Raw genomic sequence first — 25671 nt, forward strand, 5'->3', positions numbered from 1 at the left:
GCTTTGACGGCCTTTTTACCTATCAAAAGGACCTGAAGGGGAAGAGGCACGGGCGCCAGCAGCTATAAGTTCAATAGCATTTGCGGGACACCTGGTGGCGCGAGGTCGCATGTCACCGCATCCCTCACGCGCAGTTCGCCGCCCGCAAGCACCCGCGCCGTCAGCCCTCCGTGGCCGCGCATCGCGTTATAGCCGCCTCTGCCCAACACTTCCTCCATGCGTGAGCAGGGCTCACAGGGGCCAGTGATCTCCAGCACCACATCGCCGATGCGCAGCACCATGGGCTGGTCCTTGAAGAGGGATTTGGCCGCCAGCAGGTTCAAGCCTGATACCACGAGGTTACGGCGCAGCGCCTGGGCATCCACGGCGTCCAGCTTCATCAGGGAGGCAATCAATGGCAGATGCTCCGCCTGTATCAGGGTGACCTGGCGTTTGCTGCTTTCGGGGCGAGTTTCAGGCGCTACCGCACTTCGGTCGCCTTCCAGCCCGCGCCCGGCCAGCGCCAGCGCTGTGGCAACGGGCAGTGCCGGGCTGCGGCGGGCAGGCCTCAGCAAAATCTGCTCCAGCTTCCCTGCGTAGGGAAATTGCCGCGTGAGCGCGCGCAGGTCACCCATGCCCGAGCCGGCAGCGGGCGTCATTCCAGTACCTGCCCCGTAGAAGGGTAGTTGCGCGACAGCACCTGTTCGTCTGTCAACTCCGGACCCTGCCACATCAGGACCTCCGAGGCCCCGGCTCCCCGGGCCATTTCATGGAACGCACGTATCTCCACCTGCGTGAAACCGCCTGCGGGTTCACCCAGAAGATGAAAGACCACACGGGGCGAAACTGATAGCGCATGGCCTCCCTGCAGTTTGCGCACAAAGGCCTTGAGCACTTGCTCACCGCGGGTGAAGTCGGACACCATGGAACGCGGGTGACTGAAAGGGTTGATGACCTGCGCTGAATTGCTGGATTTGTGGAGGGCTGCGTCATTGCCCACACCCAGAATTTTCACTTTTAGCCCACGCGACAAGGCAATTTCTGGCACTTCGGAGATGAAAGCTCCTGACCTGACATTGCGTACCGTCAAGCGGTAAGGTGACAGACGGATGTAGAGGGGTTGTTTGATGAAGAACATGGCTTGAAAAGGAGAGTTGGCGTTCAGCTGCGTCCGGTAGTCATGACAATGCGGCTTTCAGCGCCGCCAGGAGCCGCGCACCCGCCAGTTTGACCCGCGTCTTGAAACGGCGGGTCATGCGCCAGGGCCAGGACGCCCTGACTTGAGCCATGAGATTGTCCTTCCAGATTTTCCAGGGGGTGTACAGCCGCGCGAACCACCGCATTTGCATGAGCGCCGGCTGGGTGAGCTGAAAGAGGCGTGCGGCCAGCGCGGTTCCGGTGAGCTTGGCCACCAGTATCAGCGCAAGGCCGGCCGTGACGTACCCCAGGCCGAACAGGTAAAGCGCCAGCAGCTTCACCGGCATGAGCGTCAGCACCGGCACGCCAAAAGCGAGCAGGGCCGCCCAAGGTGGCAAGCGGGTGATCCAGCGCTCCAGCTTTCCCCACCACGGCAGCCTGGCCAGCGCCGCAAAACCTGCGGCCAAAGGCTCCCAACCCCACTCCTCAAACAGCAAAAACAACGCCACGGGCGCAACAAGTACGGCCCGGAGCACCTTTTTGAAGCTTCTCATGCGTTGAGCCTCAAAGCGCCGAAGGGTAAGCGCGGCTCCAGCCGAGCAGTAGCACGCCCGCGGCAACTGCCCAAGCCAGCGTCGCGCAGGCGAGCGTTATGGCCAGTGTCGCGCGCATGCTGAGCCAGTACACCGCCAGGAGGTACACCGCATAGGGAATGAGGGACCACAGGCCAAACAGCGCCGTGGTGCGCAGGTCAGCAGCAGAGCGTTCGTTGCCGACGATGTAGTGCGCGATCAATGCAAATGTAGGAAACAGAGGCACCAGCCCGGCAATGAAAAAGCTGCGCGACCGCGAAAGCAGGGCGATGACCAGCACGGCAAGTGCACCTAACAGGCATTTGAGGAACAGTGAAAGCATTGCGATGGAAAAAAAAGGGAGGAAGGGGAAAAGGGGATGAGGAAGGCGCAGTCGCGATGCAGTTTATCGACAGTCAGCGGAAATGGGCATGGCGTCAGGCTGCGGACGGTATGGGTGCCCCTGGTTCTCTGCGCATGAAAAACACGCGCTCATCCGAAAGACCGGGTACTACCGTAAAACCCAGCCCCTCGTAAGTGGTCAGCGCGGGATGGTTGTCGCGGTACACACGCAGCGTGAAGGTGTCGGCGCCGGTTACACGCGTCGCCTGGGCCATCAGCAGCGTGCACAGTGTCGAGGCGAGTCCCTGGCCACGGGCGCTGGGAGCCAGGATGATGCGGGCCAAGTGAGCGACACCGGCCTCACGCATCCAGAACTGGCCAAAGCCCTGCGCTTTGGCGGGCCCCCGGCTCATGACAAAACTGAACGCACCGGGCTCGGCCAGCAGTTCCTCAAGCCGCTCGGGCGCAAACGGAAATTTCAGTCTGGGGCCCGCCCATCGCAGGCAACTGGCGGCGTCTTCAACCCATGTGCCCAGTGCAGCGTAGTCGGCGCGTTCAGGCGATCGCAAGGTCAATGGAGGGTGAGGTGAATGCAGAGGCTGGGGATGCTGGGATTCCATCCGAATATTGTGCGACAAAGCTCCTGGAAGCACCGCGACACCTGACGTTCGGCTCAATGCCTCATGCGGCACATTGAAGGCTGACCGCCTGCAGGGTTTGGCCAGTTTTTGGGTCAACCACCACCAGGTTCACCTGGCGCTCGTGGCCCGGAGTCGCGGCAATGCTGCGAAAGGTTAATTTTTGTGCCACGGTCTCACGGGCTTTGTATTCCCCCGCCTGGGTGTATTGGCGCACCACGAAGTCGTGTTTCAGGAGTTCCCCGGCGTTCTCTCCGGCCTGCACTCTGTAAGCATGCCCGTGCTCCGTGATGGTCCAGTAGGCCGACCATGAAGGTGGCGCCTGCAATCCGGGAACGGATGTCACGCTGGCTTCAAACTGGTCGGTTGCAAGCTGCTTGAGCACTATGCTGACGCGTGCCGGTTCCTGGGTATCGGCTAGCCGGCCGCCCCAACGGGGCCAGTCTTTGCCGTTGAGCACGGCTTGCGGCGTATAGATGCCGCGCAGGTTGTTCCGGAGGGCAACTTCGCGCTGACGGCTGGTATGCGCTGGCGCGGCAAAACGGTCAATCCAGCCGATGTAGTCCCAATAGCCGACGTGAAAGGCCTGCACCAGAGCACCCGTGCCTTTCAGGGACGAAGCCCACCTGTCGGCGGGCGGGCAGGAACTGCAGCCTTCAGAGGTGTACAGCTCAATGACCGGTGTGATGGTGGGCCCGGAGCTGGCAACGCAAGCGGCTTGCGCGGAAAACGCGCCGGGTGTCAACGCCACCAAGAGTGTTGCAGTGATCAGCGCATGGTTGCGGCTGAAAGACCTGATGGGCGAAAAAGGCGAAAAAGGCGAAAGAGGTGAAAGCGAAAAGGCCGGCATGGGAAACTCCGTGAGTTGCTGACCTCCATGGGTCGGTGAGCTTCACGGGTTCTTACACCCAAGCGCGAATTCAGCAATTCACGCACTTACACCAGCGGCATGGTTTCGGAGTCCTTTTCCAGGTGGCGTATACCGCCTCGCCGCTCCAGCCTGTCCTCAAGCTGTCCCATGTAGGCGGCCATGGCGTTATCCGATTGCTCCAGACGCGCCAGCAATGCCTGCTGCTGCTGGGAAAAACGTTCGGCCAGCACGGTCGCAGCCGCCGTCTCGCGATGCTGCGCGGCCAGGGCCTGAACTTCAAGGTAGCTCCGCAGCTCGGTAAAACGCGAAGCTTCGGCCTTGTCAGCCAGCTCACGCTGCGTATTGAGCTCGCGTGCATAACGGCGGGTTTCCAGCAAATTGGTGCTCTGCAGGTAGAGCGTGGAGGCGAGAAACACTACGGTGGCGACCACCAGCAGAAGCAACATCACGAGGCCCAGTGACATCTCCACGGTGGTAAAGCCCAGGCTGAGCATGCTCACCCGGCTGAATTCATCGACATTGAGGGCCACAAAGCCCGCCAGCAGCAACATGGCGACCACTAAAAGAATCGTGCGGATTCGCATGTGTGTCTCCCCTGAAAAATGTAAGAAATTGCTTTAATTCAAAGGCCATTATCAGAAGCAAAACACCGCCACCGCTGTGGGACAATGCCGTCCCTTGGCGTCAGTTTGTAGTCGGCGCACAGGGCGGCGCCACCGCCGAGCGGCCCTGCGTCCGTTTAGGGCAGTTACCCGTGTATTTGGCGTCCTCGCTTCTTTTCCCGAGCTTTTTCGAACATCTCTTTCAATATGCAGAAAATCATTCGCCAGATCGCGGCAGAAATCAAAGTCCAGGAACACCAGATCAAGGCGGCCGTAGAGCTGCTTGACGGCGGCGCCACGGTGCCCTTCATCGCGCGTTATCGCAAAGAGGCCACCGGCGGGCTGGACGACATCCAGTTGCGCGAGCTGGAATACCGGTTGGGCTATCTGCGCGAGCTGGAAGAGCGCCGCGAAGCCGTGCTCAAAAGCATTGAAGAGCAGGGCAAGCTCACGCCCGAGCTGCGCGCGGCCATCGAGTTTGCCGCTACGAAGCAGGACCTGGAAGATTTGTACCTGCCTTTCAAGCCCAAGCGCCGCACCAAGGGCCAGATCGCTCGCGAAGCCGGCATTGAGCCGCTAGCCGACAAGCTCTTTGCCGACCCGTCACTCGTACCCGCTGACGAAGCCGCGGCCTTTGTGAAAGCTGAAAAGAACGAAAGCGGCGACGACTTCACCACCGTGCAGGCCGTGCTCGACGGCGTGCGCGACATTCTCAGCGAGCGCTGGGCCGAAGATGCGGGCCTGGTTCAGTCGCTGCGCAACTGGCTGTGGAGCGAAGGGCTGTTCAGTTCCAAGCTGGTCACCGGCAAAGACGAGAACAACGCCGACAACAGCAAATTCCGCGACTATTTTGATTACGACGAGCCCATCGGCCGCGTGCCGTCGCACCGTGCGCTGGCCGTCTTCCGCGGCCGCGGGCTCGAAATTCTGGATGCCAAGCTGGTGTTGCCTGAGCAGCCCGAGCCTGGCAAACCCAGCATCGCTGAAGGCAAGATTGCCTTGCACCTGGGCTGGAGCCACAAGGCGCGTCCGGCCGATGACTTGATCCGCAAGGCCGTGGCCTGGACCTGGCGCGTCAAGCTCAGCCTCTCGCTGGAGCGTGACCTCTTCACCCGCCTGCGCGAAGAGGCCGAAAAAGTCGCCATCAAGGTGTTCGCCGACAATTTGCGCGACCTGCTGCTGGCGGCGCCCGCCGGCCCGCGCGTGGTGATGGGCCTGGACCCTGGCATCCGCACCGGCGTGAAGGTGGCCGTGGTCGACGCTACGGGCAAGCTGGTCGAAACCTCTACCGTTTACCCGCACGAGCCGCGCAAAGACTGGGACGGCTCGCTGCACACCTTGGCCAAGCTCTGCGAAAAGCATGGCGTCAACCTCATCGCCATCGGCAACGGCACGGCCAGCCGCGAAACCGACAAGCTCGCCGCGGACTTGATCAAGGGAATGGCCAAGGTCGAGCAGGTGATTGAAAAAGTCGTGGTCAGCGAAGCCGGTGCATCGGTGTATTCAGCCAGCGAGTTTGCGTCACAAGAAATGCCCGATGTGGACGTCAGCCTGCGCGGCGCAGCCAGCATTGCGCGCCGGCTGCAAGACCCGCTGGCGGAGCTCGTCAAGATTGACCCGAAATCGATCGGCGTGGGCCAGTACCAGCACGATGTGAACCAGAGTGACTTGGCGCGCAGCCTGGACACCGTGGTCGAAGACTGCGTGAACAGCGTCGGCGTTGACCTGAACACCGCCAGTGTGCCGCTGCTGGCGCGCGTGTCGGGCCTGTCGCAAACGGTAGCCAAGTCGGTGGTGCGCTGGCGTGATGCGAATGGGGCGTTTGCCAGCCGTGCCGATTTGCTCAAGGTGACCGGCCTGGGTGCCAAGACGTTTGAGCAGAGCGCTGGCTTCTTGCGGCTGCGCAGCAGCAGCAATCCGCTGGACATGACCGGCGTGCACCCCGAAACCTATCCGGTGGTCGAAAAAATCATGGCCCACACCGGCAAGCCTGTGGCAGAGCTGATGGGCCGTGCCGAGATGCTCAAGACCCTGAAGCCGGAGCTGTTTGCCAACGAGCAGTTTGGTGTCATCACCGTCAAGGACATCATCACCGAACTCGAAAAACCCGGCCGCGACCCGCGCCCCGACTTCAAGGTGGCGCGCTTTAACGACGGCGTCGAAGACATCAAGGACCTGAAAGAGGGCATGACGCTGGAAGGCATGGTGAGCAATGTGGCGGCCTTCGGCGCTTTTGTCGATATCGGCGTGCACCAGGACGGCCTCGTCCATGTGAGCCAACTCTCCAACAAGTTCGTGACCGATGCGCGCGAGGTGGTAAAAACCGGCGACATCGTCAAAGTGCGGGTGACCGAAGTCGACGTGGCACGCAAGCGCATTGGCTTGACGATGAAGCTGGACGCCGCCCCGGCGCGCAAGGACGGGCCGCGAGACAACCGCTTTGAAAGCGCCCGGCCCGGCGGGCAGAACCGCGGCGGCGGCAACTACGGAGCCGGGCGCCCAGGCGCATCGCAACCGGCGGCTGCGACGGCGATGGAGTCGGCGTTCAGCAAGCTGGCGGCATTGAAAAAATAGCGGCTCTACTTGCACCAGGTCGCCTGAAAGACAGGATTTGCCCCATTTTCAGGGTCAAATCAGGCTCTAGCCCCTGAGTAACATGCGCGAGCAGCTATCAAAACAATAGCATCATTCATCACCATGCAAGCCCTCCGCATCTACGCCGGCCCCGAAGCGCGCCGGCATATCGAGCAAAACGGTCTCAAGCCGGAAGACATTTCCATCGTTCCGGGGGCTGCGGGCGGGCCAAAGGGGCTCATTCTGGGAGCGCTGGACCGTTTCATATTTGGCGATTGGCTGGCGCAGACAAACCATCCGGTAGACCTGGTGGGTGCCTCCATAGGCGCGTGGCGCATGGCCACGGCGTGCCTCAACGATCCCGTGACGGCATTCAAGCGACTTGAAACCGATTACATCCACCAGCATTACGAACTTGAGCCCGGCCAGAAGCGTCCGACGGCTGATGCGGTCAGCGAGAAGTTCGGCCAGAGCCTGAAGGATTTTTACGGCGGCAGGGTGCAGGAAGTGATTGGCCATCCACGCTACCGGCTGCACATCGTGACTTCGCGGGGCCGCCATATGCTGGGCCGTGAACACAAGGTGGCCACACCGATGGGCTACTTCGGCGCGTTCCTCACCAACAGCTTGCATCGCAAGGCGATGGGCGCATGGCTGGAGCGCGTGGTGTTCTCCACCCAAAACGCAGCTTTGCCGTTTGCGACCGCTGATTACCGGACACGCCAGATTCAAATGGACGAGTCCAACTTTCAGCCCGCGCTGCAAGCCAGCTGTTCGATTCCCTTTGTATTGCGCTCGGTCCGCAACATTCCCGGGGCACCGCCCGGGGCATATTGGGACGGCGGCATCACTGACTACCACCTGCACCTGAATTACCACCGCACCGCCACAGAAGGGACAGCAGGATCGTCACCGGGACTGGTGCTGTACCCGCATTTCCAGAAATCCGTGGTGCCGGGCTGGCTCGACAAGGGGCTGAAGTGGCGCCACGGTGCGACCCATTTCCTGGACAACATGGTGCTGCTGGCACCCAATCCCGAATGGACCAAAACCTTGCCAGGCGGCAAGCTCCCGGATCGCACGGACTTCGTGCGCTATGGTGCCGACCTCAAAGGGCGAATCAAAGCCTGGGGCACTGCGACCGCCGCGAGTGTGCAGCTTGCCGAAGAATGGGCGCAATGGCTAGGTACGCCCGACGTCGCCAGAGTCGAAGTGCTTTGAATGCAGGCTCTATGTATCAATGGCGCGTAGCTGCTCAACGCCAAGCGGGGTCAGCATCTACACAGTCGCTGGATACCGAACGGATCGTTGCTGCTGGCAGCGCGGTACGCTGGTGCTCTGCACGCCACAAAACGTCCCAAACGCTCAGATCCGCCAGCTGTAATCGCGCCGTAGTGCGGCAGTTGCGGCTCCAGTCGTAACCCGACATGAGGTTGGTCCGGTCGCTTGCCGACCGTAAGGCAGGCGGCAGTGCCTCCAGTTCGCTCCGCATTTTTTCGCCCCAGGCCAAAATTGCCGGAATCTCCGGCAGCAGGAGCGCGGACCAGCGCGTAGCACCATAGGCGCGCAACAGCAAGTCGTTCGCCTCGTAGATCCGACCGAGGTAGCCGACCTGCGCATCAACGATCAGATCAACCTTGCCCGCCGGTGGCGCGGGATATGCCGCCAGCGCCTTGACGATACCCTGCTCCTGCGCGATTCGTTCAAGTTTCTTCCAATGGCCAGACGTGCCGATCGCAAGGTTCACCAAAATCATCAGCATGAAGGCATTGCGCACGGCCATTGTTGGTGCTCCCGTACGCTGAATCAGCGCGACACAGCAGCCGGCAAACAAGACAATGGCAATCATCGGCAGAAACAGATGCCGTGCGCCCCAGTCACCGTACCAGAAGCTCAGCGGTGCCTGACTCGACCCTCCCGCGAGCACCGCCGAGATCGAGCTCGGCGACGGCATGTGGATGACAAATAGCGGATAGCCGAGTCCGACCAGTACATAGGGCGCTGCCGCTGCCAACGCGAGCATGGCCAGCACCGACATGGGCCGCCAGGCGCCCTGCAATGCGGTGCGGATCGAATCGCCGCCTGTTTGCCGGTGATGCCAGCCCGTGACGAGTCCCGGCAGTAGCGGCAGCAGCAACAGGCCCCAGGTCGCAAACAGCGCTGAGTATTTGATATAGCTGAGCAGGGTGCTCAGTGCGAGCGGATTGAGAAAACGGTTGTAGTCAACATATGTGCCGACCGGCCGCCAGATCACGCGCGTGGCGACGAATGCGGCGACGGCCAAAAACAGCAGGATCGCCGAGCGCCCATAATTCCATCGGGCCCTGTCGGCCATGAGCAGCCAACGGCCAAATTCAAGTGCAATCAAAAAGGCACAGTTCGACGCAAGCTGAAACGACAGCAGTATCAATATCAGCCCGAGCGTTGCTTGCCAACGCTCGCGTCTGTGGAAAAAGCGGTAACCTGACAGCGCCAACAGTACGGAGGTGATGTGGCCGACCATCGGTGTGAAACTAAAGAAGACATACCAGACCGGAAAGCTCAGCACAAGGGCGGGTAACCATGCAACTACAGCCGGCGAAATACCGAACACATCCCGACCGAGGCGGCGCACTTCCCGCGCGATACCGATCACCATCAGAGTGATCCAGAGCTTGAAAAATACCCACGGGGGCAGTAACGGCTGCAGCGCGTCGGCGAGCAGGAACAACCCGTAGGTCAGATACCAGTTGCTGTCGAGTACCCATCTCTTAATCGTGGTCCAGTCATTTTCTGCCAACGCGTGTCTGCCGATGACACCATCCCACATTTCGACCGATGAGAGCCAGATCGGTGCAAGCCCGAGCAGCAAAGCGAGCACGGCACAGAACGACGCGACGCGTCCGGGCCTGGTGGACTCAATCATCAAAGTTGATACGTTCGCGTTCGACGACGAGCGGACGTTTCATGACATGAGTCAGTATCGCGCCGACATATTCGCCCAGCAGCCCAATAAAAAACAGCTGCACCGAGGCAAAAAAGAATAGACCGATTAACACTGGCGCGGTGCCCATCGAAAATTGGTTCCAAAATGCCAATTTGAGCACCAGGTAGACGAGAGAAACCAGGAGGCTCAAACCCGATAATGCAAACCCTATCATCGTTGCGAGCCGCAGCGGCACGCGCGAATGAGACGTGATGCCGAGCATCGCAATGTCGTAGAGCGTGTAAAAATTGTTTTTGGTGAGGCCTCGCAGGCGTCGGGGCTGGTTGTAGGGGATCTGGACCGCCTCGTAACCAACTTCTGAGACAAGGCCACGCAGGTAGGGATATGGATCATCGATGCGACGCAGGACCTCAAGTACTTTCTGGTCGTACAGTCCAAAGCCTGTGAAGTTCTGGATCAGCTTGACGTCGGCTATTCGTGTGACGGTGCGGTAATAGAGGCGGCGTAGCGAAAACATCAGCGACGATTCTTCGGAACTGGGTTTCACCCCAACAACGATTTTTTCGCCGGACAGCCAGTGCGCGACAAAGTCTTTCATGAGGGCAGGCGGATCCTGCAGGTCAGCTACCAGAAGGATCGCAGCGTCGCCGGTTGCCTGCAGCAGCCCATAGTAGGGAGACCGGATATGGCCGAAGTTGCGCGCATTCAGGATCACCTTGACTTTGGGGTCGGCGGCTGCAAGCTTGCGCAGCAGCGATTCGGTACGATCGGTGGAGCAGTTATCAATGAACAGATGTTCATAGCTCACACCATCGATTTCGCCGAATACCGTGCGAGTCTGCGCGTAGACCTCCTCGACATTGTCCTCTTCGTTGTAGCAGGGCGTGACGACGGTGACGTGTTTCATGATATGGCGAAGACGAACTTTTTCTGCATCATATAGGCGATCCATGCGAGCGGGCCCAAGACCATCGCGTTGGCTATATAAAGGTTGATGCCTGCCGCGAGCAAAAGTGCGACTCCGCCCACGTTAAGCCCATAAATCACAACATAAACCGCAGCAAAGCGCGCAAGCCTGTTGTGCGGAGCTCCATCAAAAACAAGGCGACCGGTTGTTTGAAAATTGAACGCGACACCGGCGACAGTCGCCAATCCAATCGCGGCTGGGTACGGCATGCCCAGCATGCTCAATAGCGCGAACAGCGCGTAACCTACCCCTGTATTAAGTACACCGACAAACAGAAAACGCACAAATCTTGGAGCTGGCAATTCGGGCAAAGCCTTTGAAGAAGCGGAGGAGGCCCATTGTCGCCGAGCCTGTGGCGGGCGCCAACTCGTCGATTCTTCGAGCACGAGTCCGCGATCGCCTACTTTTTTGATTACAAGCGTGCCGGCATCAGCGACGAGCTGCCACGCAAAAGAAAAGCCGCAAGGCCTGGAGACCTGCGGCTCTTGGCGTAAACAGCCCTGATGCGTGCGCTGAGGCTAACCGAACCTCAAAACACGTGCGCAATGCCCGCGTACACCGACTTCGGATCCTGGCCGATGCTGCTCAGTGCCAGTCCTGCGGAGCTGCCGCCGCCGCCGCTGATGGTGTAACCCGCATTGGCGCTGTTGCTGATCCTGGTGGCGCCGGCGTACAGGGTGGTTCGCTTCGACAGGGGATAGTCGTAACGAACCCCTATGGCTTTGGAGTCCGCGTTGGCGGTTGTCTTGTTTTTGAGCTGGCCGTAGGTGGCAATCAGTTTGCCAACGCCAACAGGCGCCGAAGCACCAATCTGGTAGGCATCAAGGGCGGGAGCCCCTGTCATCTCACCGCGGCGGCGCACAAAGATGGCAGATGGCTTGATGAAGCCGAAGTCATAAGAGACGGCAACATCGGTGTATTTGTCGGTATTGCCGAGCAGGTAAACGGTTTTTTCCGTCATGTAGCTGACTTGCGCTGACAACGTACTGCTGCTGTACCCAGCCGCGACGTTGAGCGTGTCACCGGTGGATTTGGGTTGGCCGGCACCTGTCGATTCACCCATCGCATAAAACAGGCTGGCCTTGAAGCCGCTCCAGGTCGGTGTGGTGTACTGGATGGAGTTGTCCCGGCGGGTGGTGGCGTCGGCGAGGGAGCCGCCGTTGATGCCGACGCCCGGGCCGGCGTAATAGTTCAGGGCGCCTGACATGGCGAATCCGGCGGGGTCAAAAGCCGCCATGGTTCCAAAATGCGGCGTGTACTGGCGGCCTATATTGACGGAGCCGAAACCACCGCTAAAACCCACGGTGGCCAGCCGCTGAAACATGTAGCTGCCTCCGGTAGGCACCGTGCTCGTGGGAATGGTCGTAGTACCTGTGCTCGCGCCCGTATCTATCAAAAAACCGGCTTCCAACGCAAAATTTGCTTTCAGGCCGCCGCCCAGATCCTCCGAGCCGCGAAATCCGAAACGCGAACCCATCACTCCGCCGCTGGAAACACGCATCACATTGCCGTTACCAGCAGACGCAGCCTCTACATAGGAATCCGCTACGCCATACAGCGTGACAGTACTTTGGGCCTGCGCGGCGCAACTGGCGGCGGACAGCACGGAAAGTGCAAACAGTTTGGTTTTCATCAGGTCTCCTAATGTTGTTGGATATGTGCGTGCTTATCGATTCGACGCACCCTGCGGGTCCCCATGCACCCACAACCTGCCGGCAGCAGATATTGCGTGAAACCGCTAGTCACAGCAAAGAGATTAGGCGGTTTTTGGTTATAAAAAATAAGTAAATAGTCTCTTGCCACGAAGGCTGTTTATGGTTATAAAAAATAATTAAATAACTTTAGGGTATTGGTGAGCCGCCAGTCCGTTCAAGAGGACTTGGCGGTGTTGTAGCCTGGCCCCAAGCAATCGCTCTCAGGGCCGCGTCATCACAACACCGGTGATGACTGATGGGCTTAGCCCAGATGGCAGTAAAAAGGCGGCGTGCTGGCCGCTGCAGGTGCGAGGGCCTAGAGGGAGGTGCCGAGAATCTCTTCGTATTCCTCAGCGCTGGCAATTCGCGGATTTGTCTTGTGGCAGTGATCGGCCAGCGCGCCGCTGACGATCTGGCCGAATTGCTCGCGCTGAACGCCCATGGCTGCCAAGCCCGAGGGCAGGCCCAGCCGGGCGTTCATCTCGAGAATGGCATCGGGAATGTCGCTGCCCGAGACCAGGCCCATGGCGCGCGCCATGCGGTTCAGTCGATTGTCTTTTTGCACGGATTCCGCGGAGGCGTTGAAGCGCACTACCGCTGGCAGAAACATGGCGTTCAGCGTGCCATGGTGCAGGCGGGGGTCAACACCACCCAGACTGTGGCTCAACGAATGCACGCAGCCTAGTCCTTTCTGGAACGCCATGGCGCCTTGCATGGAAGCGCTCATCAGGTTAAAACGCGCCTCCCGGTCACTGCCGTCCCGTGTGGCCCGTTCAATGTGGGCCCAGCCGCGTTCCAGTCCGTCCAGTGCTATACCGTCAGCCGGCGGGTTGAAGGCGGCGGACATGAAGGTTTCCATGCAATGCGCGATCGCATCCATGCCGGTGGCTGCCGTCAACTTGGCGGGCAGGCCTAACGTAAGTTCGGGATCGCAAATCGCTGTTTTCGGCACCAGGTGCCAGGAATGAAACCCGAGCTTGCGGTGGTCATCCACGATGATGATGGCGCCTCGGGCCACCTCGCTGCCGGTGCCGCTGGTGGTCGGCACGGCAATTAACGGAGCCGCGCGGTCAGTGATACGTGGCGAGCCGCCTTCGATGGTGGCATAGGTGGTAAGCGGTCCTTCGTGCGTGGCGGCAATTGCCACACCCTTGGCGCAGTCAATGGCCGAACCACCGCCTACGGCGATCAGGCCGTCGCATCCAGAAGATTTGTACAACGCCGCTGCCGCGCGCACGGCGGCCTCGGTGGGGTTGGAAGGCGTCTGGTCAAACACCGTGACCGGCATACCCGGCAGCGCATCGAGCGCTTTCTGCAAAACTCCCGCAGCCTTGACGCCGGCATCGGTGACGATGAGCGGCCGCGTGATACCGACGCGCTCGCACTCCTGTTTGAGCAATTTGACAGCACCAAATTCAAACTGGATTTGCGTTACGTAATAGATAAAGGCCATGGTTTTTGTCTCCGCGTTGTACGATGCTGGGCTGTTTTTCCACGCTGCCCATCTTGATTCAATCAGTCAGACCTTACTGTAATAGATGCCTGTGAATTACAAGCAAATCCTGGTACTGCTCGCCTTGGCGATAGCAGCCCTGCAGTCCCGGGCTGGGTGTGTGAGCGACATGCAAGTCGGCGGCGCGGCAAAGTGGTCGGCTACAGGCCGGCCTCACGAACCTGGCAATCCAAAACAGCTTCAACTACGATCAGTCCATGCCGGTGACACTCAAATAAATGCACTGCACTTCCCCTGAAACTTTACTGACACCCGCAATGCGAGACGTGCTCAGCCGCATGAGGCGCGCCAATCGCCCGCCGTTTCATACGCTCACGCCCGCCAAGGCAAAGGCGGCTTACGAGGCAGGTGCCGGGGTGCTTGAGATCCCCAAGCCGGTCCTGACACGGGTCGAAGACCTGCACATTCCAGCCCGGGACGGCCATGGCCTGCTTGCGCGCCTCTATGCACCCTCAACTGATCGCTTGCCGGTGCTGCTGTATTTTCATGGCGGGGGTTTCAACATCGGCAGTGTGGCAACGCATGACGTGTTGTGCCGGCAGCTCAGCCGGCTATCGGGGTGCGCGGTGATTTCCGTGGATTACCGGCTGGCACCTGAGCACCAATTTCCTGTGGCAGCCCATGATGCCTGGGATGCCTTGCAATGGCTGGCAGTATGGTCAGCCAGCCTCGACCTTGATGAAACCCGGGTGGCCGTCGGCGGTGACAGTGCGGGCGGAACGCTGGCCGCCATGTGCGCCATCCTGGCCCGCGATGCCGGCTTGCCGCTGGCGTTGCAGCTGCTGTTTTACCCTGGCTGCGCTGCCCGCCAGGAAACACCGTCGCATCGGCTTTTTTCCAGCGGATTTGTGCTGGAGGAGGCCGACATCACCTGGTTCTTCAACCACTACGTGCGAAGTCCCGCCGACCGTGAGGACTGGCGCTTTGCGCCGCTCAACGCACCCGATGTGGATGGCGTAGCCCCGGCCTGGATGGGATTGGCCGAATGCGACCCATTGGTCGATGAAGGCGTGATGTATGCCGACAAGCTGCGTGCGGCGGGTGTGGCGGTCGACCTGGAAATCTACCGCGGCGTGACCCACGAGTTCATCAAGATGGGACGCATCATTCCTGAAGCTCGCCAGGCTCATGCCGATGCCGCGCGGGCGTTGCGCCAGGCCTTCAACCTCAACCCTGATTGCGAACCATGAAACGACAAGCCTTCCGTTTTTTTCACCGTCTGCGCGTCCGCTGGGCCGAAGTGGACATGCAGAAAATCGTGTTTAACGCGCACTACCTGACGTACTTCGACACCGCCGTGACCGATTACTGGCGCGCGCTGGCCCTGCCGTACGAGGAAACCATGCGCAAGCTGGGCGGCGATCTGTATGTCAAAAAGGCCAGCGTGGAATACCACGGCTCGGCACGGTTTGACGACCAGCTCGATGTGGCGCTCAAATGCGCGCGCGTCGGCAATTCGTCCATGGCATTTACCGGCGCGGTGTTCAGGGGTGAGGAACTCCTCATCACCTGTGAGCTCATCTATGTGTTTGCGGATCCCGCGACGCAAACCTCCAGGCCGGTACCGGAAGCATTGCGCACGGTGCTTACGGGCTTTGAGGCCGGTGAAACCATGGTCGATATCCGCACAGGGGATTGGACCAGCCTCGGGGGCGATGCAGGCAAGGTCCGCACGGCCGTATTTGTGCAGGAGCAGGGTATTCCGATGGAAATGGATTGGGATGAAGCCGACAACACAGCCGTGCACGCGGTGGCTTATAACGGCCTGGGGCAAGGCATTGCCACGGGCCGGCTCGTCCGGCAGGCGGATGGCGTGGGGAAGGTAGGGCGTTTGGCAGTCCACCGGACACTGAGGGGTTCCCACTTTGGCTTGGGCATCCTGAACGCGCTGATGGATGTAGCCCGCGAGCGCGGCGACCGGGAGGTCATGTTGCATGCCCAGCAAAGTGCTGAAGGCTTCTACCGGCGCCTGAGTTTCGTCCCGCGTGGAGAACCTTTCGAAGAGGCCGGCATCCTGCATTCTGAGATGGTCAAGGTGCTGTAAAACAACGTCTCCCAAACAGAGTCTGCAGGCCTTCCTTTGCAAAGGCGACAATTACGGCTCCGCCGGGCTTGGCACGCTCGTCCCCGATTCAAAGATTGAGAAAGCTGATCGATTTTCATGGTCAAGAAAAAAAGCCGTCTTGGCGCCCAGGGTAACTCCGCAGTTACCAAGAGGATGTTTGGATCAACCAGTGCCTCTCTACCTCGTGTATTACAGGATGAAGAGGCATTGGAAGCGTCTTCGATGCAGGCGGGTGTTCGTTCTCAGGCTGGCTTGCCTGCAGAAGTCACGCAAGGTAACTGGATTGTTGCGCTTCTTGCGTTCATGATGTTTCTCACACCAGCAATCGGCGTACCCCATGAGGAGATGCTGCAGGACACCTTGAAATCCATGGTGGTCTCGTTCTCAGCCATTGGCGCGGGTTTTGTTTTCTTCTGGCAGCAACGCCAGCGCCAGGAACCCCTGCGCTGGCATGCGCTTATGTGGCTGCCCTTATTACTGATGTTTTACGCCCTGGGCAGCATGCTCTGGTCACACGCCTATCTGGGCGGTGTGGAGGCGATACGATGGTTCATTTTTAGTCTGTTGCTATGGCTGGGTCTGAATACCTTTTCAAGGGAGCGCCTGCCTTATCTGGCTTTAGGGATTCATCTGGGCGCCCTCACGGCGTCACTCTGGACGGCGCTTCAGTTCTGGTTCGACTTCACCTATTTTCCGCAAGGCCCGAATCCTGCATCCACCTTTGTGAATCGCAATTTTTTTGCTGAATTTGCTGCGTGCACCGTGCCATTTTCGGCGTATCTTCTCGCCCAGGCGAAAACCCCGTCGCAAATCACATTAATGTCATTGACCGCCGCCTTCATCACCGTGGCCCTGATGATGACCGGCACAAGGGGAGCCCTCGTTGCGCTGTGGGTTTTGCTGCTGCTTATTCTTCCGGCAATCGCCATTTTGTACCGCAAGCAGTTTGCGTTTCATGCCTGGAAGTCCTGGCAAAAACTGTTAGCGTGTTGCTTGCTTGGGGGGACCGTTCTTATTTTGGGTGTGGTTCATACGGGCAACATGCATATTGCCCAGGAGCAGCGCGGTACAACAGCCTTTGAGCGCGCTTTCAACCGTACTGCGAGTATCTCGGCCAATGACGGCTCGCTGGGTGTGCGCCTCATCATGTGGAGGGCAACCTCGCGCATGATCAAAGCCACGCCTCTGACAGGGGTCGGAGCTGGTGCTTGGGAGGTGGACATTCCGCTTTATCAGGTGGAGGGCTCCCAGCTTGAGACCGACTACTACGTTCACAACGAAGTACTGCAGTTATTGGCAGAGTACGGCGTGGTGGGCTGGGCATTTCTGGCCAGCCTGCTACTTTATCTGTTGGCCTCGGCCTGGAAAACACTGCGAAATCGCACGGTGGAGGGACTTCGTGAAGCCCCACTGCGCGCAGTGGCATTGTCCAGCCTCCTTGCATTGCTGATCGTGAGTAATATCGGTTTTCCCTGGAGACTGGCCAGCACAGTTGCGATATTTGCGCTGGCCCTCGCCATGCTGGCGGCATCCGACGCGCGATTGGGGCTTGGGATGCGGTCTCTGACTTTTACACAGCAATTGCGCTGGAAGCCCTTTTACTCCCGGACTTTCGTCGCCGTCATGATGTTGTGCCTGGTTCTCACTGCGTACATTTCCCAACAGGCTGCGGTAGCGGAAGGCAAAATTGTCAGGGCCGTGAGACTGGCCCTTAGCGTTACCCAATCGCAAGACTTCCGCGATCCAAAGTGGAACAAGATCAAGCGTGAAATATTGAATCTCGTCAATGACGGGATAGCCATCAACCCTCACTACCGGAAACTGACCCCGCTGGTAGCCGACGAACTGGCCCGGTGGGGCGATTGGAAAAACGCTACCTGGATTTGGGAATCAGTGATTCTTTCCCGTCCATATTTGGTAGCGTTGATGTCCAATGTCGCCCGCGGTTATGCTCAGATGGGAAATAACGACAAGGCGTTTGAATTTCTGGAGCGTTCCAAAAAACTGCAGCCAAAGGCCGCTTCGGTTCGGTCACTGGAAGTTATTTTGCTGGGCCGCACCGGCAGAGAGCCTGAAGCACTTCAGTTGGTAAAACAATCTCTGGCGGAGGGCATCTATGACTATGACCTCCTCAATGCAGCATGGGCGCTCGGCGGGCGCAGTGGAGACTACGACCTTGCCATCCAGGGGATGGAATTGCGAAATAAAGGCTGGCCGGCCCTGGAAGTAGACGGCATGCTGAAGCTGGGGTACATCTATGCCTTTCAGAAGAAAGACGAGCCCAGAGCGCAGGCTGCTTACCAGGCAGCCTTGGCCGCAACCCCGGAAAATGCGAAAAATTCCACACTTCAGATGATTCCGCCAACCTACCGCCCCTGGCCTTAGTGTCGGCGTACCGTTTGCCGCCACTGAGTTGAGTGACTCTGAGCCACCGGGGTGGCAAGTGGCTCACTCGCAGGAACCGCCAAGGGCGATGGATGAGTTTGCTCTTCCATCAACACGCCCCAGGATCGAAGGCCTTCGCGCTCGTTTTGGGCACTGGCCAGTAGTACCGTACTGCAGCGCGTCCCGTAACCTTGTTCCTGCAGATCGACAAAGGCACCGGATAAGGCTTCTTCCAGCGCCAGCGGCACGCCTGTTGATGGCAGGTGTTCACGCTGTGCGCGTTGGCGGTTGGCCAGAGCGGTCCATAACGATACCCGCATCGCCTCGTCACTCTCGGCGCTGAGAGCCGTGGCCACCGCACGCTTGAGTTCCGCAGTTTTGGGCCAAGGCGTATCCAGCGCAGCATTTGACAAGCCATAGACACCAGGCGACAACGGCTTTGCTTGCCAGGCGTCGGCGCCAGGGCTAATTGGCCGGTTGGTGGTCCACATCCAGTCATTGCGATGGAAATCACCAACCACGAGGTTAAAACCGCTGTAAGCGCTGGCGCTTTCCCGCAGTGTCTTCCAAAAACTTGCTGTATCGCCCCGGCTTTCCAGCCAACGCATCACCAGCTCCCCCCGTGACCGGGAGCCTGCCTCAGGACGGCCTTCGCGCACATTGGTCAGAAAGGCGATCCTGCCGCCCGGGGTCATGCCCATCCAGGTGCCACCGGCGCGCACGTCGCGGCCTGAGAGGACTTCCTGCCCCGATGCAGTTTGCCAGCGGGCCAGCGGCAGCGTCGGCCTGTCCAGGAATTCATCGCGATTGGCCGCAATCACCAGCGGCCAGCGATCAGACATGCCAATGGCAAACGCAATCAGGCACATGTCAGGAGCTTCCGCGCCCGGTGCTTGGGATTTTCGTTGCACCCAACTGGCTTTTTCTGCGCATCAGATATCTTCTAGTAAAGGATAGGGCAGGGGCAACAGCTCCAGCGCCTCGCCTGTGGCGCTTCCCAGCGTCAGGCGGCCGTTACCCGCATCGGCGGCAGCAGACGTTTGCATCGACACAATGGCGTCAAACCCGCCCACTGGGTTGGCGGCTGCCGCGGCGACCAGCCCGCAAGGCTGCGTTGCGTCCGCAGCATGAAACACTTCCTGGCCGACCGACGGAATTCCGCCGGTATGAACGAGGTAAGCGCGCCGCTTGAGTGTGCCGCGGAACTGGCTGCGTGCCACGATTTCCTGGCCCGGATAGCAACCCTTCTTGAAGTTCACGCCGCCGACGGATTCGTAATTAAGCATTTGAGGCACAAAGGCTTCAAAAATGGGTTGCGTGATCATCGCAACGCCGGACTGCACGTCGAGCCAGTGCCACAGGGCGGTATCGATACGCGGCCCCGAAGGAGCCGATGCGGACGCTGGCGCGCACCAGAGTGCTCGCGACTGGCCTGCTCCGGGGTGTAGAAACACCATATTTGCACCTTCAATATCAGCCATTGACCATGCAGAACGGGCGCCACCAGCTATCGATTCAATAGCAGAACCCACGATGCCGTACAGCGCGAACTCTGCGCTGGCATCGGTCAGCCTGGCTTTGGCGCGCAGCACAAACATCGACAGGCGCTTGAGCGTGGCGGGCAGGATGTCGCGGTTGCAGACCAGCAAGACTTCTTCGCCGGCCTCGCCCTGGCGCTTGAACACGACAAAGCTGGCCTGCATGCGGCCTTTGGCATTGCAGAAGGCGGCCAGGCGCGCTTCACCAGTCCCCATCAAGGCCACGTCCTGCGTCAGCTGACCCTGCAAAAACGTGACGGCGTCATCACCGGAGGCACGGATCACGCCCAGGTGTGTGAGTTCGGCAATGCCGGAAATCGGGTGAGCAGCGGAAGGCAAGGTCATGGGGCGTTCACAGTCGATGGGAAGATGGGCTGAATTATCATAGGCCTCGGCTTTTGCGTTCTGTATTGAAAAGGTAGCTGGGTTGTGCGTCGTGTCTTTACAAGTCTGTTGATACTGGTATTTGCCGGCACCCTGCTGTTGTTTGGTGCGGGTTTGTGGTGGCTGCATGAACCGATGCCCTTGCGGCTGGCGCCGGGCAGCCAGGTGATAGACCTTGAAATCGAACCCGGTACGCCCGCCAGGGGTGTAGCCGATGCCGTTGTGGCCAGCGGCGCCGATGTGCCCGCGCTTTTTCTTCATGCCTGGTTCCGCTTTTCGGGGCAAGCCCGGCTGATCAAGGCCGGCAGCTATGAGTTGGTACCCGGCACCTCGCCACGAAAGCTGCTCAACATGCTGGTGCGCGGCGAGGAAGCCCTCAAAAGCGTCACCCTGGTTGAAGGCTGGACTTTTAACCAGGTGCGCGCAGCGCTACAAAAAGCAGAGCAGCTCGCGCCCGATACGCTTGGGCTGGCGCCCGAAATTATCATGCAAAAGCTGGGCAAACCGGGCGTGCATCCTGAAGGACGGTTTTTTCCCGACACCTACACCTATGCCAAGGGCTCCAGCGACCTGGCTGTGCTCAAACGCGCGGCGCGGGCGATGGACAAGCGGCTTGACGCTGCCTGGGCGCTACGCAGCCCCGACACACCGTTGAAAACCCCTGACGAGGCCCTTATTCTCGCCAGCATCGTCGAAAAGGAAACCGGCAAACCCGCCGACCGTTCACAAATCGGTGGCGTTTTCACCAACCGGTTGCGCCTGGGCATGATGCTTCAGACCGACCCGACCGTGATCTACGGCCTGGGTGCGCAATTCGACGGCAACCTGCGCAAGCGCGATCTGCTGGCCGACACGCCCTACAACACCTACACCCGCGCCGGCCTGCCGCCCACGCCGATCGCCATGCCGGGCAAAGCCGCCTTGCTGGCCGCCGTGCAGCCAGCGCCTACAAAGGCCATTTACTTTGTTGCGAAGGGCGACGGCAGCAGTCATTTCAGCAGCAGCCTGGACGAACACAACCGTGCCGTCAATAAGTACATCCGGGGCCAGTGATCTATGGCCCCCACGCTCGTCACTTCGTGTACGTTGCTGCCCCCCGAGGGGGTTGTCCCGGCTTGGGGCGGCCCGGCGCCGGGACTGCCCCTCACGCTCGTCACTTCGTGTACGTTGCTGCCCCCCGAGGGGGCGCTGCGCCTGCGGCCCGGCAAAACCGGTTCTGCGGCCCCTGCTTGCATTTCACTTTTGCTCACTTGGCGGCCTGGCGTTACGCGAATGACATCATGAGCAACAGACCTCTGAGCGGCCTTTTCATCAGCTTCGAAGGCATAGACGGCGCTGGCAAGTCCACGCACATTGCCGGCCTGGCCGAGGCTTTCAGGGCCGAGGGCAGGGTGGTCACGCTGACGCGAGAACCCGGCGGCACACCGCTGGCCGAAAAGCTGCGCGCCATGGTGCTGAACGATGCGATGGACCCGCTGACCGAGGCGCTGCTGATTTTTGCCGCGCGACGCGACCATATCGTGAACGTAATTGCCCCGGCTTTATTGCGCGGTGAGGTGGTACTGTGTGACCGCTTCACCGACGCCACCTTTGCCTACCAAGGGGCAGGGCGGGGTTTTGACCTGAAATTGCTGGCCACGCTGGAGCAGTGGGTCCAGTCCGACGAAGGCCTGATGGGCGACCCGGCCGGCAACTCGCCCATGAAGCCCGAAGTGGAAACCGTGATCGAGCCGCACCTGACGGTTTGGTTCGACCTCGCACCCGAGGAAGCCGCCTTGCGCCTGGCCGGCGCGCGCGTGCCTGACAAATTCGAAGCCCAGCCGGTAGCATTTTTCCGCCGTGTGGCGCAAGGCTATGCCGATCGGCAGAAAAGCCATCCCGAACGTTTCGCCCGGATCGACGCCGCCAGGTCCCGCGAAGAAGTCGGACAGGCGGTGCGCCAGGTCTTTACGGCCAAAGGCTGGCTGCCATGAGTGACGCAGACAACGTGAACGCACCAGGTGAATCGAACAACCCGCCGCTGGCGCCCTGGCTGCAAACCCAGCTTGCAAGCCTGCTGGCCCAACGTGGCCATGCATGGCTGCTCAGCGGGCCGTCAGGCCTGGGCCAGTTTGAGCTGGCGCTGGCGCTGGCCCGTGCCTGGCTCTGTGAAGAAGCAACACCCCAAGGTGCTTGCGGCCACTGCGGCAGCTGCCATGCGGTGGATGTGCATACGCATGCCGACCTTTGCATGCTGATGCCGGAAACCCTGTCACTCGCACTTGGCTGGCCGCTCGACGAAAAAACGCAGGACGACCTGGACAGCAAAAAACGCAAGCCCAGCAAGGAAATCAAGGTTGACGCCGCCCGCGAAGCCGTGTCTTTCACGCAGTTCACCCGTTCGCGCGGCACCACCAAAGTTGTGCTGGTGTTCCCGGCAGAGCGCATGAACAACGTCACGGCCAACACGCTCCTCAAGACACTGGAAGAGCCGCCCGGGGCCGTCAAATTCATTCTGGCCACCGAAGCGGCACATCAGCTGCTGCCCACCATCCGCAGCCGTTGCCTGGGCCATACCATGGTGTGGCCTGATTTCGGGGAAGCGCTGGGCTGGTTGCAACAGGAAATTTCCAACGCAGGTCACAGCAGCGGCAGCGGAAAAAAAACAGCGGCACCTCCTAAAGCCGCCGACCTGCAAACCCTCCTGGTCGCTGCAGGTGGACGTCCTGCCGACGCACTCAGCTGGGCACAAAACAGTCCCGCGGTGGAAGCCGCCCAATCCTGGCAAGCTTTGCCCAAAGCCATGGCACGCGGCGACGTGAGCGCATTGGCGGACTGGGCTCCTGCACAGGCCGTCGATGCACTACAAAAGCTTTGCCATGACGTGCTGGCAGTCCGCATGGGGGCGGCGCCACGATTTTTTCATGCCGGGGACCTTCCTGCAGCCCTTCCAGGCGCAGCAGGTAAGGTGAGCGGCGCGCTGTACGCGCTAGCCAGCTGGTCCAAAGAACTAACCGCCATTGCCCGTACCGTGGAACACCCATACAACCCCGGTCTGATGCTGGAGTCTCTGGTGAGCCGCGCCCGGATGGCCCTGAGCGCGAAATAGATGGAAATAGCGCTTTCTGATCCACAATTGCAGGCAACGTCACAGGCAAACCGATAAACTAAGGCCATGAGCACACCACCCCCCGCCAGTTCCTCCGGAGCAGCCACCGCCCGCCCCAGCGTTGTCCAGCTGGCCATCAAGGAAAAAGCAGCTCTTTACGCCGCCTATATTCCCTTGTTCGCGGAAGGCGGAGTTTTCATTCCCACTGCACGGGAATACAAGCTGGGTGACGACGTCTATGTCCTGCTGACTCTCCCTGAAGATACGCAACGCTATCCGGTGGCCGGCAAGGTTGCCTGGGTAACACCTGCAAGGGCAGCGGGCAACCGGACGCAAGGTGTGGGCGTGCGATTCCCGTCGGACGAGAAATCCCGCTTGCTTAAGCTCAAGATCGAAGAAATCCTGGGCGCGCACCTGGCTTCCGACCGTCCTACACAAACCATCTAGGCTTTGGCCTGAAAGCGTCCGGTGTGCTGATGCACCCGGCCTTCGCTATAGTTTTTATAGCTTGCTGCGCCCGTTTAAGTTGGCCAGCAGCCACTTTTAACCATAATTTTCCATCGCGATGTTCACTGACTCCCATTGCCATTTGAGCTTTCCGGAGCTTCAGGCGCAACTGCCGCAAATCCGCCAAGCCATGCAGGACGCCCAGGTCGACCGGGCGTTGTGCATCTGCACCACCCTGGAAGAATTCGAAACTGTCCACGGATTGGCCACCAGTTACGACAACTTCTGGGCAACCGTCGGCGTCCACCCCGACAACGAAGATGTACGGGAACCCAGCCTGGACGACTTGTTGCAGCGCGCCAGCTTGCCGAAGGTGGTGGGCATCGGGGAAACCGGGTTGGACTATTACCGTCTGGGTGACCGGACCGTGGCCGACATGGAATGGCAGCGTGAGCGTTTTCGGGTGCATATCCGCGCAGCGCGCCGGACCGGCAAGCCCCTGGTCATCCATACGCGTAGTGCGTCTGATGACACGATTGCCTTGCTCAAGGAAGAGGGCGGCACTGCAGGCCAACCCGGTTGCGCCACCGGTGTTTTCCACTGTTTTACTGAGACCCAGGCCGTTGCCCGTGCTGCACTTGACCTGGGTTTTTATATTTCCTTTTCCGGGATCCTGACCTTCAAGAACGCGGCGGATCTGCGGGAAGTAGCCCGGTTTGTTCCCCTTGACCGCATGTTGATCGAGACGGATAGCCCTTATCTCGCGCCCATGCCTTACCGCGGAAAGACCAATAATCCGTCATATGTGCCCTTTGTAGCCAGGCAGATTGCGGAGCTCACGCAACAGCCGGTTCAAACTATCGCTGAGGCCACCAGCCGTAATTTTGAACAGCTTTTCAGCGGGGTGACTGCATGAAAAATAACCTCATGTTTTACTTTAAGAAAATCTTATTTCTTGTTGTTTTTTATGGATTTTCTTCCGCTATGGCGGGTTCGTATGAGGATTTTTTCATCGCCATCAAACAGGACGACCCGGTAACTATTCAAGCGCTGTTGCAGCGGGGGTTTGATCCCAACACAATTGACCCAAAAGGCGAAACCGGGCTTTTTCTCGCAGTACAAGGGGACTCGCCCAAGGCTGCCCAAGCATTGATTGACTGGCCTAAAACCGACGTGAATGCTCTTAATGAGAAGGGTGAAAGCGCGTTGATGCTCGCCGCGCTCAAGAAGCGGCAAGATCTGGCGGAAAGGCTGATCAAAAAGGGCGCTGACGTCAACAAGACCGGCTGGGCACCTTTGCATTACGCCGCGACGAGCGGTCACCTGGCCATCATCAGCCTGCTGCTTGAAAACAGCGCCTACATCGACGCTGAATCTCCCAATGGAACCACCCCCCTGATGATGGCGGCCATGTACGGCACGCCTGAGGCCGTCCGGCTTCTTCTGGAGGAGGGTGCGGATCCCAAGCTCAAGAACCAGCAGAATCTGACCGCCCTGCAGTTTGCCCAGCGCGCCAACCGGCCCGACGCTGCAGAAGCCATCGCTGCAGCGATCCGGAAACAGCGGCCTGCCGGCCAGTGGTGAGGAGCCTGAAGCCCGTAGTTATCAGCGCTACGCAGCCGATTAAAAAAGGGGCCCACGAGGCCCCTTTTTTAATCGGCAAACAAATTGCCGTTGCAGCACCGCATCGCCACCGCTTAGGGTCATGCACACACCAGATCGTCGCCTCCACGCTGGCGTTTTGCCTGCAGGTAGCCACGTATAGCGATGATTTCCGGTCCGGCTATTGCAATAGCGGAGCGCAACTCCTGCTCGGAACAGCGCAACTGGCGCGTCCAGTAATTGAGTTCGTAACCGTCTGAAGCATTGATTCGCTGCCGGTCACGGTTGTTTTGGTTGAGGTGGGCCTCGGTCATGGTTTTCTCCATTGAGAGGATGAAGTTAATACC

26 protein-coding genes are annotated in these 25671 nt (G+C 59.8%); 11 read left to right on the forward strand and 15 right to left on the reverse strand.

Annotated elements, in window-relative coordinates; translation table 11 throughout:
• Positions 1–62 precede the first annotated feature (62 nt).
• From ACQ4MS_RS19780 to ACQ4MS_RS19810, 7 genes are all read right to left on the reverse strand, one after another.
• Positions 63–638, reverse strand: a complete 576-nt coding sequence (locus ACQ4MS_RS19780) for an MOSC domain-containing protein (protein ID WP_431096381.1) — start codon at positions 636–638, stop codon at positions 63–65.
• Entirely contained in the window at positions 635–1117 is a 483-nt protein-coding gene (locus ACQ4MS_RS19785) for a rod shape-determining protein (protein WP_431096382.1), read from the reverse strand. The genes ACQ4MS_RS19780 and ACQ4MS_RS19785 overlap by 4 nt, the downstream gene beginning before the upstream one ends.
• Before the next feature lie 40 nt (positions 1118–1157).
• Positions 1158–1670 carry a hypothetical protein gene (locus ACQ4MS_RS19790; protein WP_431096383.1) on the reverse strand — a complete coding sequence of 171 codons (513 nt, stop codon included), beginning with the start codon at positions 1668–1670 and terminating at the stop codon, positions 1158–1160.
• A gap of 10 nt (positions 1671–1680) precedes the next feature.
• The gene (locus tag ACQ4MS_RS19795) at positions 1681–2031 is read right to left on the reverse strand and encodes a GlpM family protein (protein ID WP_431096384.1); all 351 of its coding nucleotides are present in this window, start codon (positions 2029–2031) and stop codon (positions 1681–1683) included.
• Positions 2032–2125: 94 nt separating this feature from the next.
• Complete coding sequence (locus ACQ4MS_RS19800) at positions 2126–2599, reverse strand: GNAT family N-acetyltransferase (protein ID WP_431096385.1); 474 nt, start codon at positions 2597–2599, stop codon at positions 2126–2128.
• 112 nt (positions 2600–2711) lie between these two features.
• Complete coding sequence (locus ACQ4MS_RS19805; protein ID WP_431096386.1) at positions 2712–3518, reverse strand: DUF1223 domain-containing protein; 807 nt, start codon at positions 3516–3518, stop codon at positions 2712–2714.
• Between the two features lie 86 nt (positions 3519–3604).
• Positions 3605–4123: a hypothetical protein gene (locus ACQ4MS_RS19810; protein ID WP_431096387.1), complete on the reverse strand. Its 519-nt coding sequence runs from the start codon at positions 4121–4123 to the stop codon at positions 3605–3607.
• 225 nt (positions 4124–4348) lie between these two features.
• On the opposite strand from ACQ4MS_RS19810, the gene ACQ4MS_RS19815 reads away from it, so the two are divergent.
• Positions 4349–6715, forward strand: a complete 2367-nt coding sequence (locus ACQ4MS_RS19815; RefSeq protein ID WP_431096388.1) for a Tex family protein — start codon at positions 4349–4351, stop codon at positions 6713–6715.
• A 123-nt stretch (positions 6716–6838) separates the two neighbouring features.
• On the forward strand, positions 6839–7936 hold the full coding sequence (locus tag ACQ4MS_RS19820; RefSeq protein WP_431096389.1) for a patatin-like phospholipase family protein: 1098 nt from the start codon (positions 6839–6841) through the stop codon (positions 7934–7936).
• 34 nt (positions 7937–7970) lie between these two features.
• Here the strand turns inward: ACQ4MS_RS19820 and ACQ4MS_RS19825 are convergent, their stop codons facing one another.
• The 5 genes from ACQ4MS_RS19825 to ACQ4MS_RS19845 form a co-directional block, all read right to left on the reverse strand.
• A complete protein-coding gene (locus tag ACQ4MS_RS19825) occupies positions 7971–9620 on the reverse strand; it encodes a hypothetical protein (RefSeq protein ID WP_431096390.1) in 1650 nt (549 codons plus the stop codon).
• Entirely contained in the window at positions 9613–10548 is a 936-nt protein-coding gene (locus ACQ4MS_RS19830; protein WP_431096391.1) for a glycosyltransferase family 2 protein, read from the reverse strand. The genes ACQ4MS_RS19825 and ACQ4MS_RS19830 overlap by 8 nt, the downstream gene beginning before the upstream one ends.
• Complete coding sequence (locus ACQ4MS_RS19835; protein WP_431096392.1) at positions 10545–10994, reverse strand: GtrA family protein; 450 nt, start codon at positions 10992–10994, stop codon at positions 10545–10547. Before ACQ4MS_RS19835 ends, ACQ4MS_RS19830 begins: the two co-directional genes overlap by 4 nt.
• A 143-nt stretch (positions 10995–11137) precedes the next feature.
• Positions 11138–12241 (reverse strand): porin, encoded by a 1104-nt coding sequence (locus ACQ4MS_RS19840; protein WP_431096393.1) that lies wholly within the window; start codon positions 12239–12241, stop codon positions 11138–11140.
• A gap of 377 nt (positions 12242–12618) precedes the next feature.
• Positions 12619–13755 (reverse strand): iron-containing alcohol dehydrogenase, encoded by a 1137-nt coding sequence (locus ACQ4MS_RS19845; RefSeq protein WP_431096394.1) that lies wholly within the window; start codon positions 13753–13755, stop codon positions 12619–12621.
• 317 nt (positions 13756–14072) lie between these two features.
• Here ACQ4MS_RS19845 and ACQ4MS_RS19850 point away from each other — a divergent pair, with 317 nt between their 5' ends.
• The 3 genes from ACQ4MS_RS19850 (at position 14073) to ACQ4MS_RS19860 (ending at position 18265) form a co-directional block, all read left to right on the forward strand.
• Complete coding sequence (locus ACQ4MS_RS19850) at positions 14073–15005, forward strand: alpha/beta hydrolase (protein WP_431096395.1); 933 nt, start codon at positions 14073–14075, stop codon at positions 15003–15005.
• Entirely contained in the window at positions 15002–15859 is an 858-nt protein-coding gene (locus ACQ4MS_RS19855) for a YbgC/FadM family acyl-CoA thioesterase (protein WP_431096396.1), read from the forward strand. The genes ACQ4MS_RS19850 and ACQ4MS_RS19855 overlap by 4 nt, the downstream gene beginning before the upstream one ends.
• Before the next feature lie 117 nt (positions 15860–15976).
• On the forward strand, positions 15977–18265 hold the full coding sequence (locus ACQ4MS_RS19860) for an O-antigen ligase family protein (protein ID WP_431096397.1): 2289 nt from the start codon (positions 15977–15979) through the stop codon (positions 18263–18265).
• Here ACQ4MS_RS19860 and ACQ4MS_RS19865 read toward each other — a convergent pair.
• Together ACQ4MS_RS19865 and ACQ4MS_RS19870 are read right to left on the reverse strand one after the other, a co-directional pair.
• A complete protein-coding gene (locus ACQ4MS_RS19865) occupies positions 18262–19176 on the reverse strand; it encodes an NRDE family protein (RefSeq protein WP_431096398.1) in 915 nt (304 codons plus the stop codon). The genes ACQ4MS_RS19860 and ACQ4MS_RS19865 overlap by 4 nt on opposite strands.
• 21 nt (positions 19177–19197) lie before the next feature.
• Positions 19198–20148, reverse strand: a complete 951-nt coding sequence (locus tag ACQ4MS_RS19870; RefSeq protein ID WP_431096400.1) for a YgfZ/GcvT domain-containing protein — start codon at positions 20146–20148, stop codon at positions 19198–19200.
• A gap of 84 nt (positions 20149–20232) precedes the next feature.
• On the opposite strand from ACQ4MS_RS19870, the gene mltG reads away from it, so the two are divergent.
• The 6 genes from mltG to ACQ4MS_RS19900 all read left to right on the forward strand — a co-directional run bounded on the left by mltG (position 20233) and on the right by ACQ4MS_RS19900 (position 25306).
• Positions 20233–21240 (forward strand): endolytic transglycosylase MltG, encoded by a 1008-nt coding sequence (mltG, locus tag ACQ4MS_RS19875; protein WP_431096401.1) that lies wholly within the window; start codon positions 20233–20235, stop codon positions 21238–21240.
• Between the two features lie 227 nt (positions 21241–21467).
• Positions 21468–22160 (forward strand): dTMP kinase, encoded by a 693-nt coding sequence (tmk, locus tag ACQ4MS_RS19880; protein WP_431096402.1) that lies wholly within the window; start codon positions 21468–21470, stop codon positions 22158–22160.
• The gene (locus ACQ4MS_RS19885) at positions 22157–23275 is read left to right on the forward strand and encodes a DNA polymerase III subunit delta' (RefSeq protein ID WP_431096404.1); all 1119 of its coding nucleotides are present in this window, start codon (positions 22157–22159) and stop codon (positions 23273–23275) included. The genes tmk and ACQ4MS_RS19885 overlap by 4 nt, the downstream gene beginning before the upstream one ends.
• Positions 23276–23341: 66 nt before the next feature.
• On the forward strand, positions 23342–23722 hold the full coding sequence (locus ACQ4MS_RS19890; RefSeq protein ID WP_431096405.1) for a PilZ domain-containing protein: 381 nt from the start codon (positions 23342–23344) through the stop codon (positions 23720–23722).
• A gap of 118 nt (positions 23723–23840) precedes the next feature.
• Positions 23841–24638 carry a TatD family hydrolase gene (locus tag ACQ4MS_RS19895; protein WP_431096406.1) on the forward strand — a complete coding sequence of 266 codons (798 nt, stop codon included), beginning with the start codon at positions 23841–23843 and terminating at the stop codon, positions 24636–24638.
• Complete coding sequence (locus tag ACQ4MS_RS19900) at positions 24635–25306, forward strand: ankyrin repeat domain-containing protein (protein ID WP_431096407.1); 672 nt, start codon at positions 24635–24637, stop codon at positions 25304–25306. The genes ACQ4MS_RS19895 and ACQ4MS_RS19900 overlap by 4 nt, the downstream gene beginning before the upstream one ends.
• A 119-nt stretch (positions 25307–25425) precedes the next feature.
• On the opposite strand, the gene ACQ4MS_RS19905 is transcribed toward ACQ4MS_RS19900, so the two are convergent.
• Entirely contained in the window at positions 25426–25638 is a 213-nt protein-coding gene (locus tag ACQ4MS_RS19905) for a DUF3606 domain-containing protein (RefSeq protein ID WP_431096408.1), read from the reverse strand.
• Between the last annotated feature and the right edge of the window lie 33 nt (positions 25639–25671).

The sequence above is a fragment of the Polaromonas aquatica genome, from assembly GCF_050626995.1.
Taxonomy (GTDB): Bacteria; Pseudomonadota; Gammaproteobacteria; order Burkholderiales; family Burkholderiaceae_C; genus Polaromonas; species Polaromonas aquatica_A.

Coding starts and splice junctions, on each gene's coding strand:
- ACQ4MS_RS19840 (WP_431096393.1), bottom strand. CDS start 12,241: ATGAAAACCAAACTGTTTGCACTTTCCGTGCTGTCCGCCGCCAGTTGC.
- ACQ4MS_RS19845 (WP_431096394.1), bottom strand. CDS start 13,755: ATGGCCTTTATCTATTACGTAACGCAAATCCAGTTTGAATTTGGTGCT.
- ACQ4MS_RS19890 (WP_431096405.1), top strand. CDS start 23,342: ATGAGCACACCACCCCCCGCCAGTTCCTCCGGAGCAGCCACCGCCCGC.
- ACQ4MS_RS19905 (WP_431096408.1), bottom strand. CDS start 25,638: ATGACCGAGGCCCACCTCAACCAAAACAACCGTGACCGGCAGCGAATC.
- ACQ4MS_RS19830 (WP_431096391.1), bottom strand. CDS start 10,548: ATGAAACACGTCACCGTCGTCACGCCCTGCTACAACGAAGAGGACAAT.
- ACQ4MS_RS19860 (WP_431096397.1), top strand. CDS start 15,977: ATGGTCAAGAAAAAAAGCCGTCTTGGCGCCCAGGGTAACTCCGCAGTT.
- ACQ4MS_RS19785 (WP_431096382.1), bottom strand. CDS start 1,117: ATGTTCTTCATCAAACAACCCCTCTACATCCGTCTGTCACCTTACCGC.
- ACQ4MS_RS19900 (WP_431096407.1), top strand. CDS start 24,635: ATGAAAAATAACCTCATGTTTTACTTTAAGAAAATCTTATTTCTTGTT.
- ACQ4MS_RS19895 (WP_431096406.1), top strand. CDS start 23,841: ATGTTCACTGACTCCCATTGCCATTTGAGCTTTCCGGAGCTTCAGGCG.
- ACQ4MS_RS19810 (WP_431096387.1), bottom strand. CDS start 4,123: ATGCGAATCCGCACGATTCTTTTAGTGGTCGCCATGTTGCTGCTGGCG.
- ACQ4MS_RS19790 (WP_431096383.1), bottom strand. CDS start 1,670: ATGAGAAGCTTCAAAAAGGTGCTCCGGGCCGTACTTGTTGCGCCCGTG.
- ACQ4MS_RS19795 (WP_431096384.1), bottom strand. CDS start 2,031: ATGCTTTCACTGTTCCTCAAATGCCTGTTAGGTGCACTTGCCGTGCTG.
- ACQ4MS_RS19805 (WP_431096386.1), bottom strand. CDS start 3,518: ATGCCGGCCTTTTCGCTTTCACCTCTTTCGCCTTTTTCGCCTTTTTCG.
- ACQ4MS_RS19820 (WP_431096389.1), top strand. CDS start 6,839: ATGCAAGCCCTCCGCATCTACGCCGGCCCCGAAGCGCGCCGGCATATC.
- ACQ4MS_RS19815 (WP_431096388.1), top strand. CDS start 4,349: ATGCAGAAAATCATTCGCCAGATCGCGGCAGAAATCAAAGTCCAGGAA.
- ACQ4MS_RS19885 (WP_431096404.1), top strand. CDS start 22,157: ATGAGTGACGCAGACAACGTGAACGCACCAGGTGAATCGAACAACCCG.
- ACQ4MS_RS19855 (WP_431096396.1), top strand. CDS start 15,002: ATGAAACGACAAGCCTTCCGTTTTTTTCACCGTCTGCGCGTCCGCTGG.
- ACQ4MS_RS19850 (WP_431096395.1), top strand. CDS start 14,073: ATGCGAGACGTGCTCAGCCGCATGAGGCGCGCCAATCGCCCGCCGTTT.
- ACQ4MS_RS19825 (WP_431096390.1), bottom strand. CDS start 9,620: ATGATTGAGTCCACCAGGCCCGGACGCGTCGCGTCGTTCTGTGCCGTG.
- ACQ4MS_RS19780 (WP_431096381.1), bottom strand. CDS start 638: ATGACGCCCGCTGCCGGCTCGGGCATGGGTGACCTGCGCGCGCTCACG.
- ACQ4MS_RS19870 (WP_431096400.1), bottom strand. CDS start 20,148: ATGACCTTGCCTTCCGCTGCTCACCCGATTTCCGGCATTGCCGAACTC.
- tmk (WP_431096402.1), top strand. CDS start 21,468: ATGAGCAACAGACCTCTGAGCGGCCTTTTCATCAGCTTCGAAGGCATA.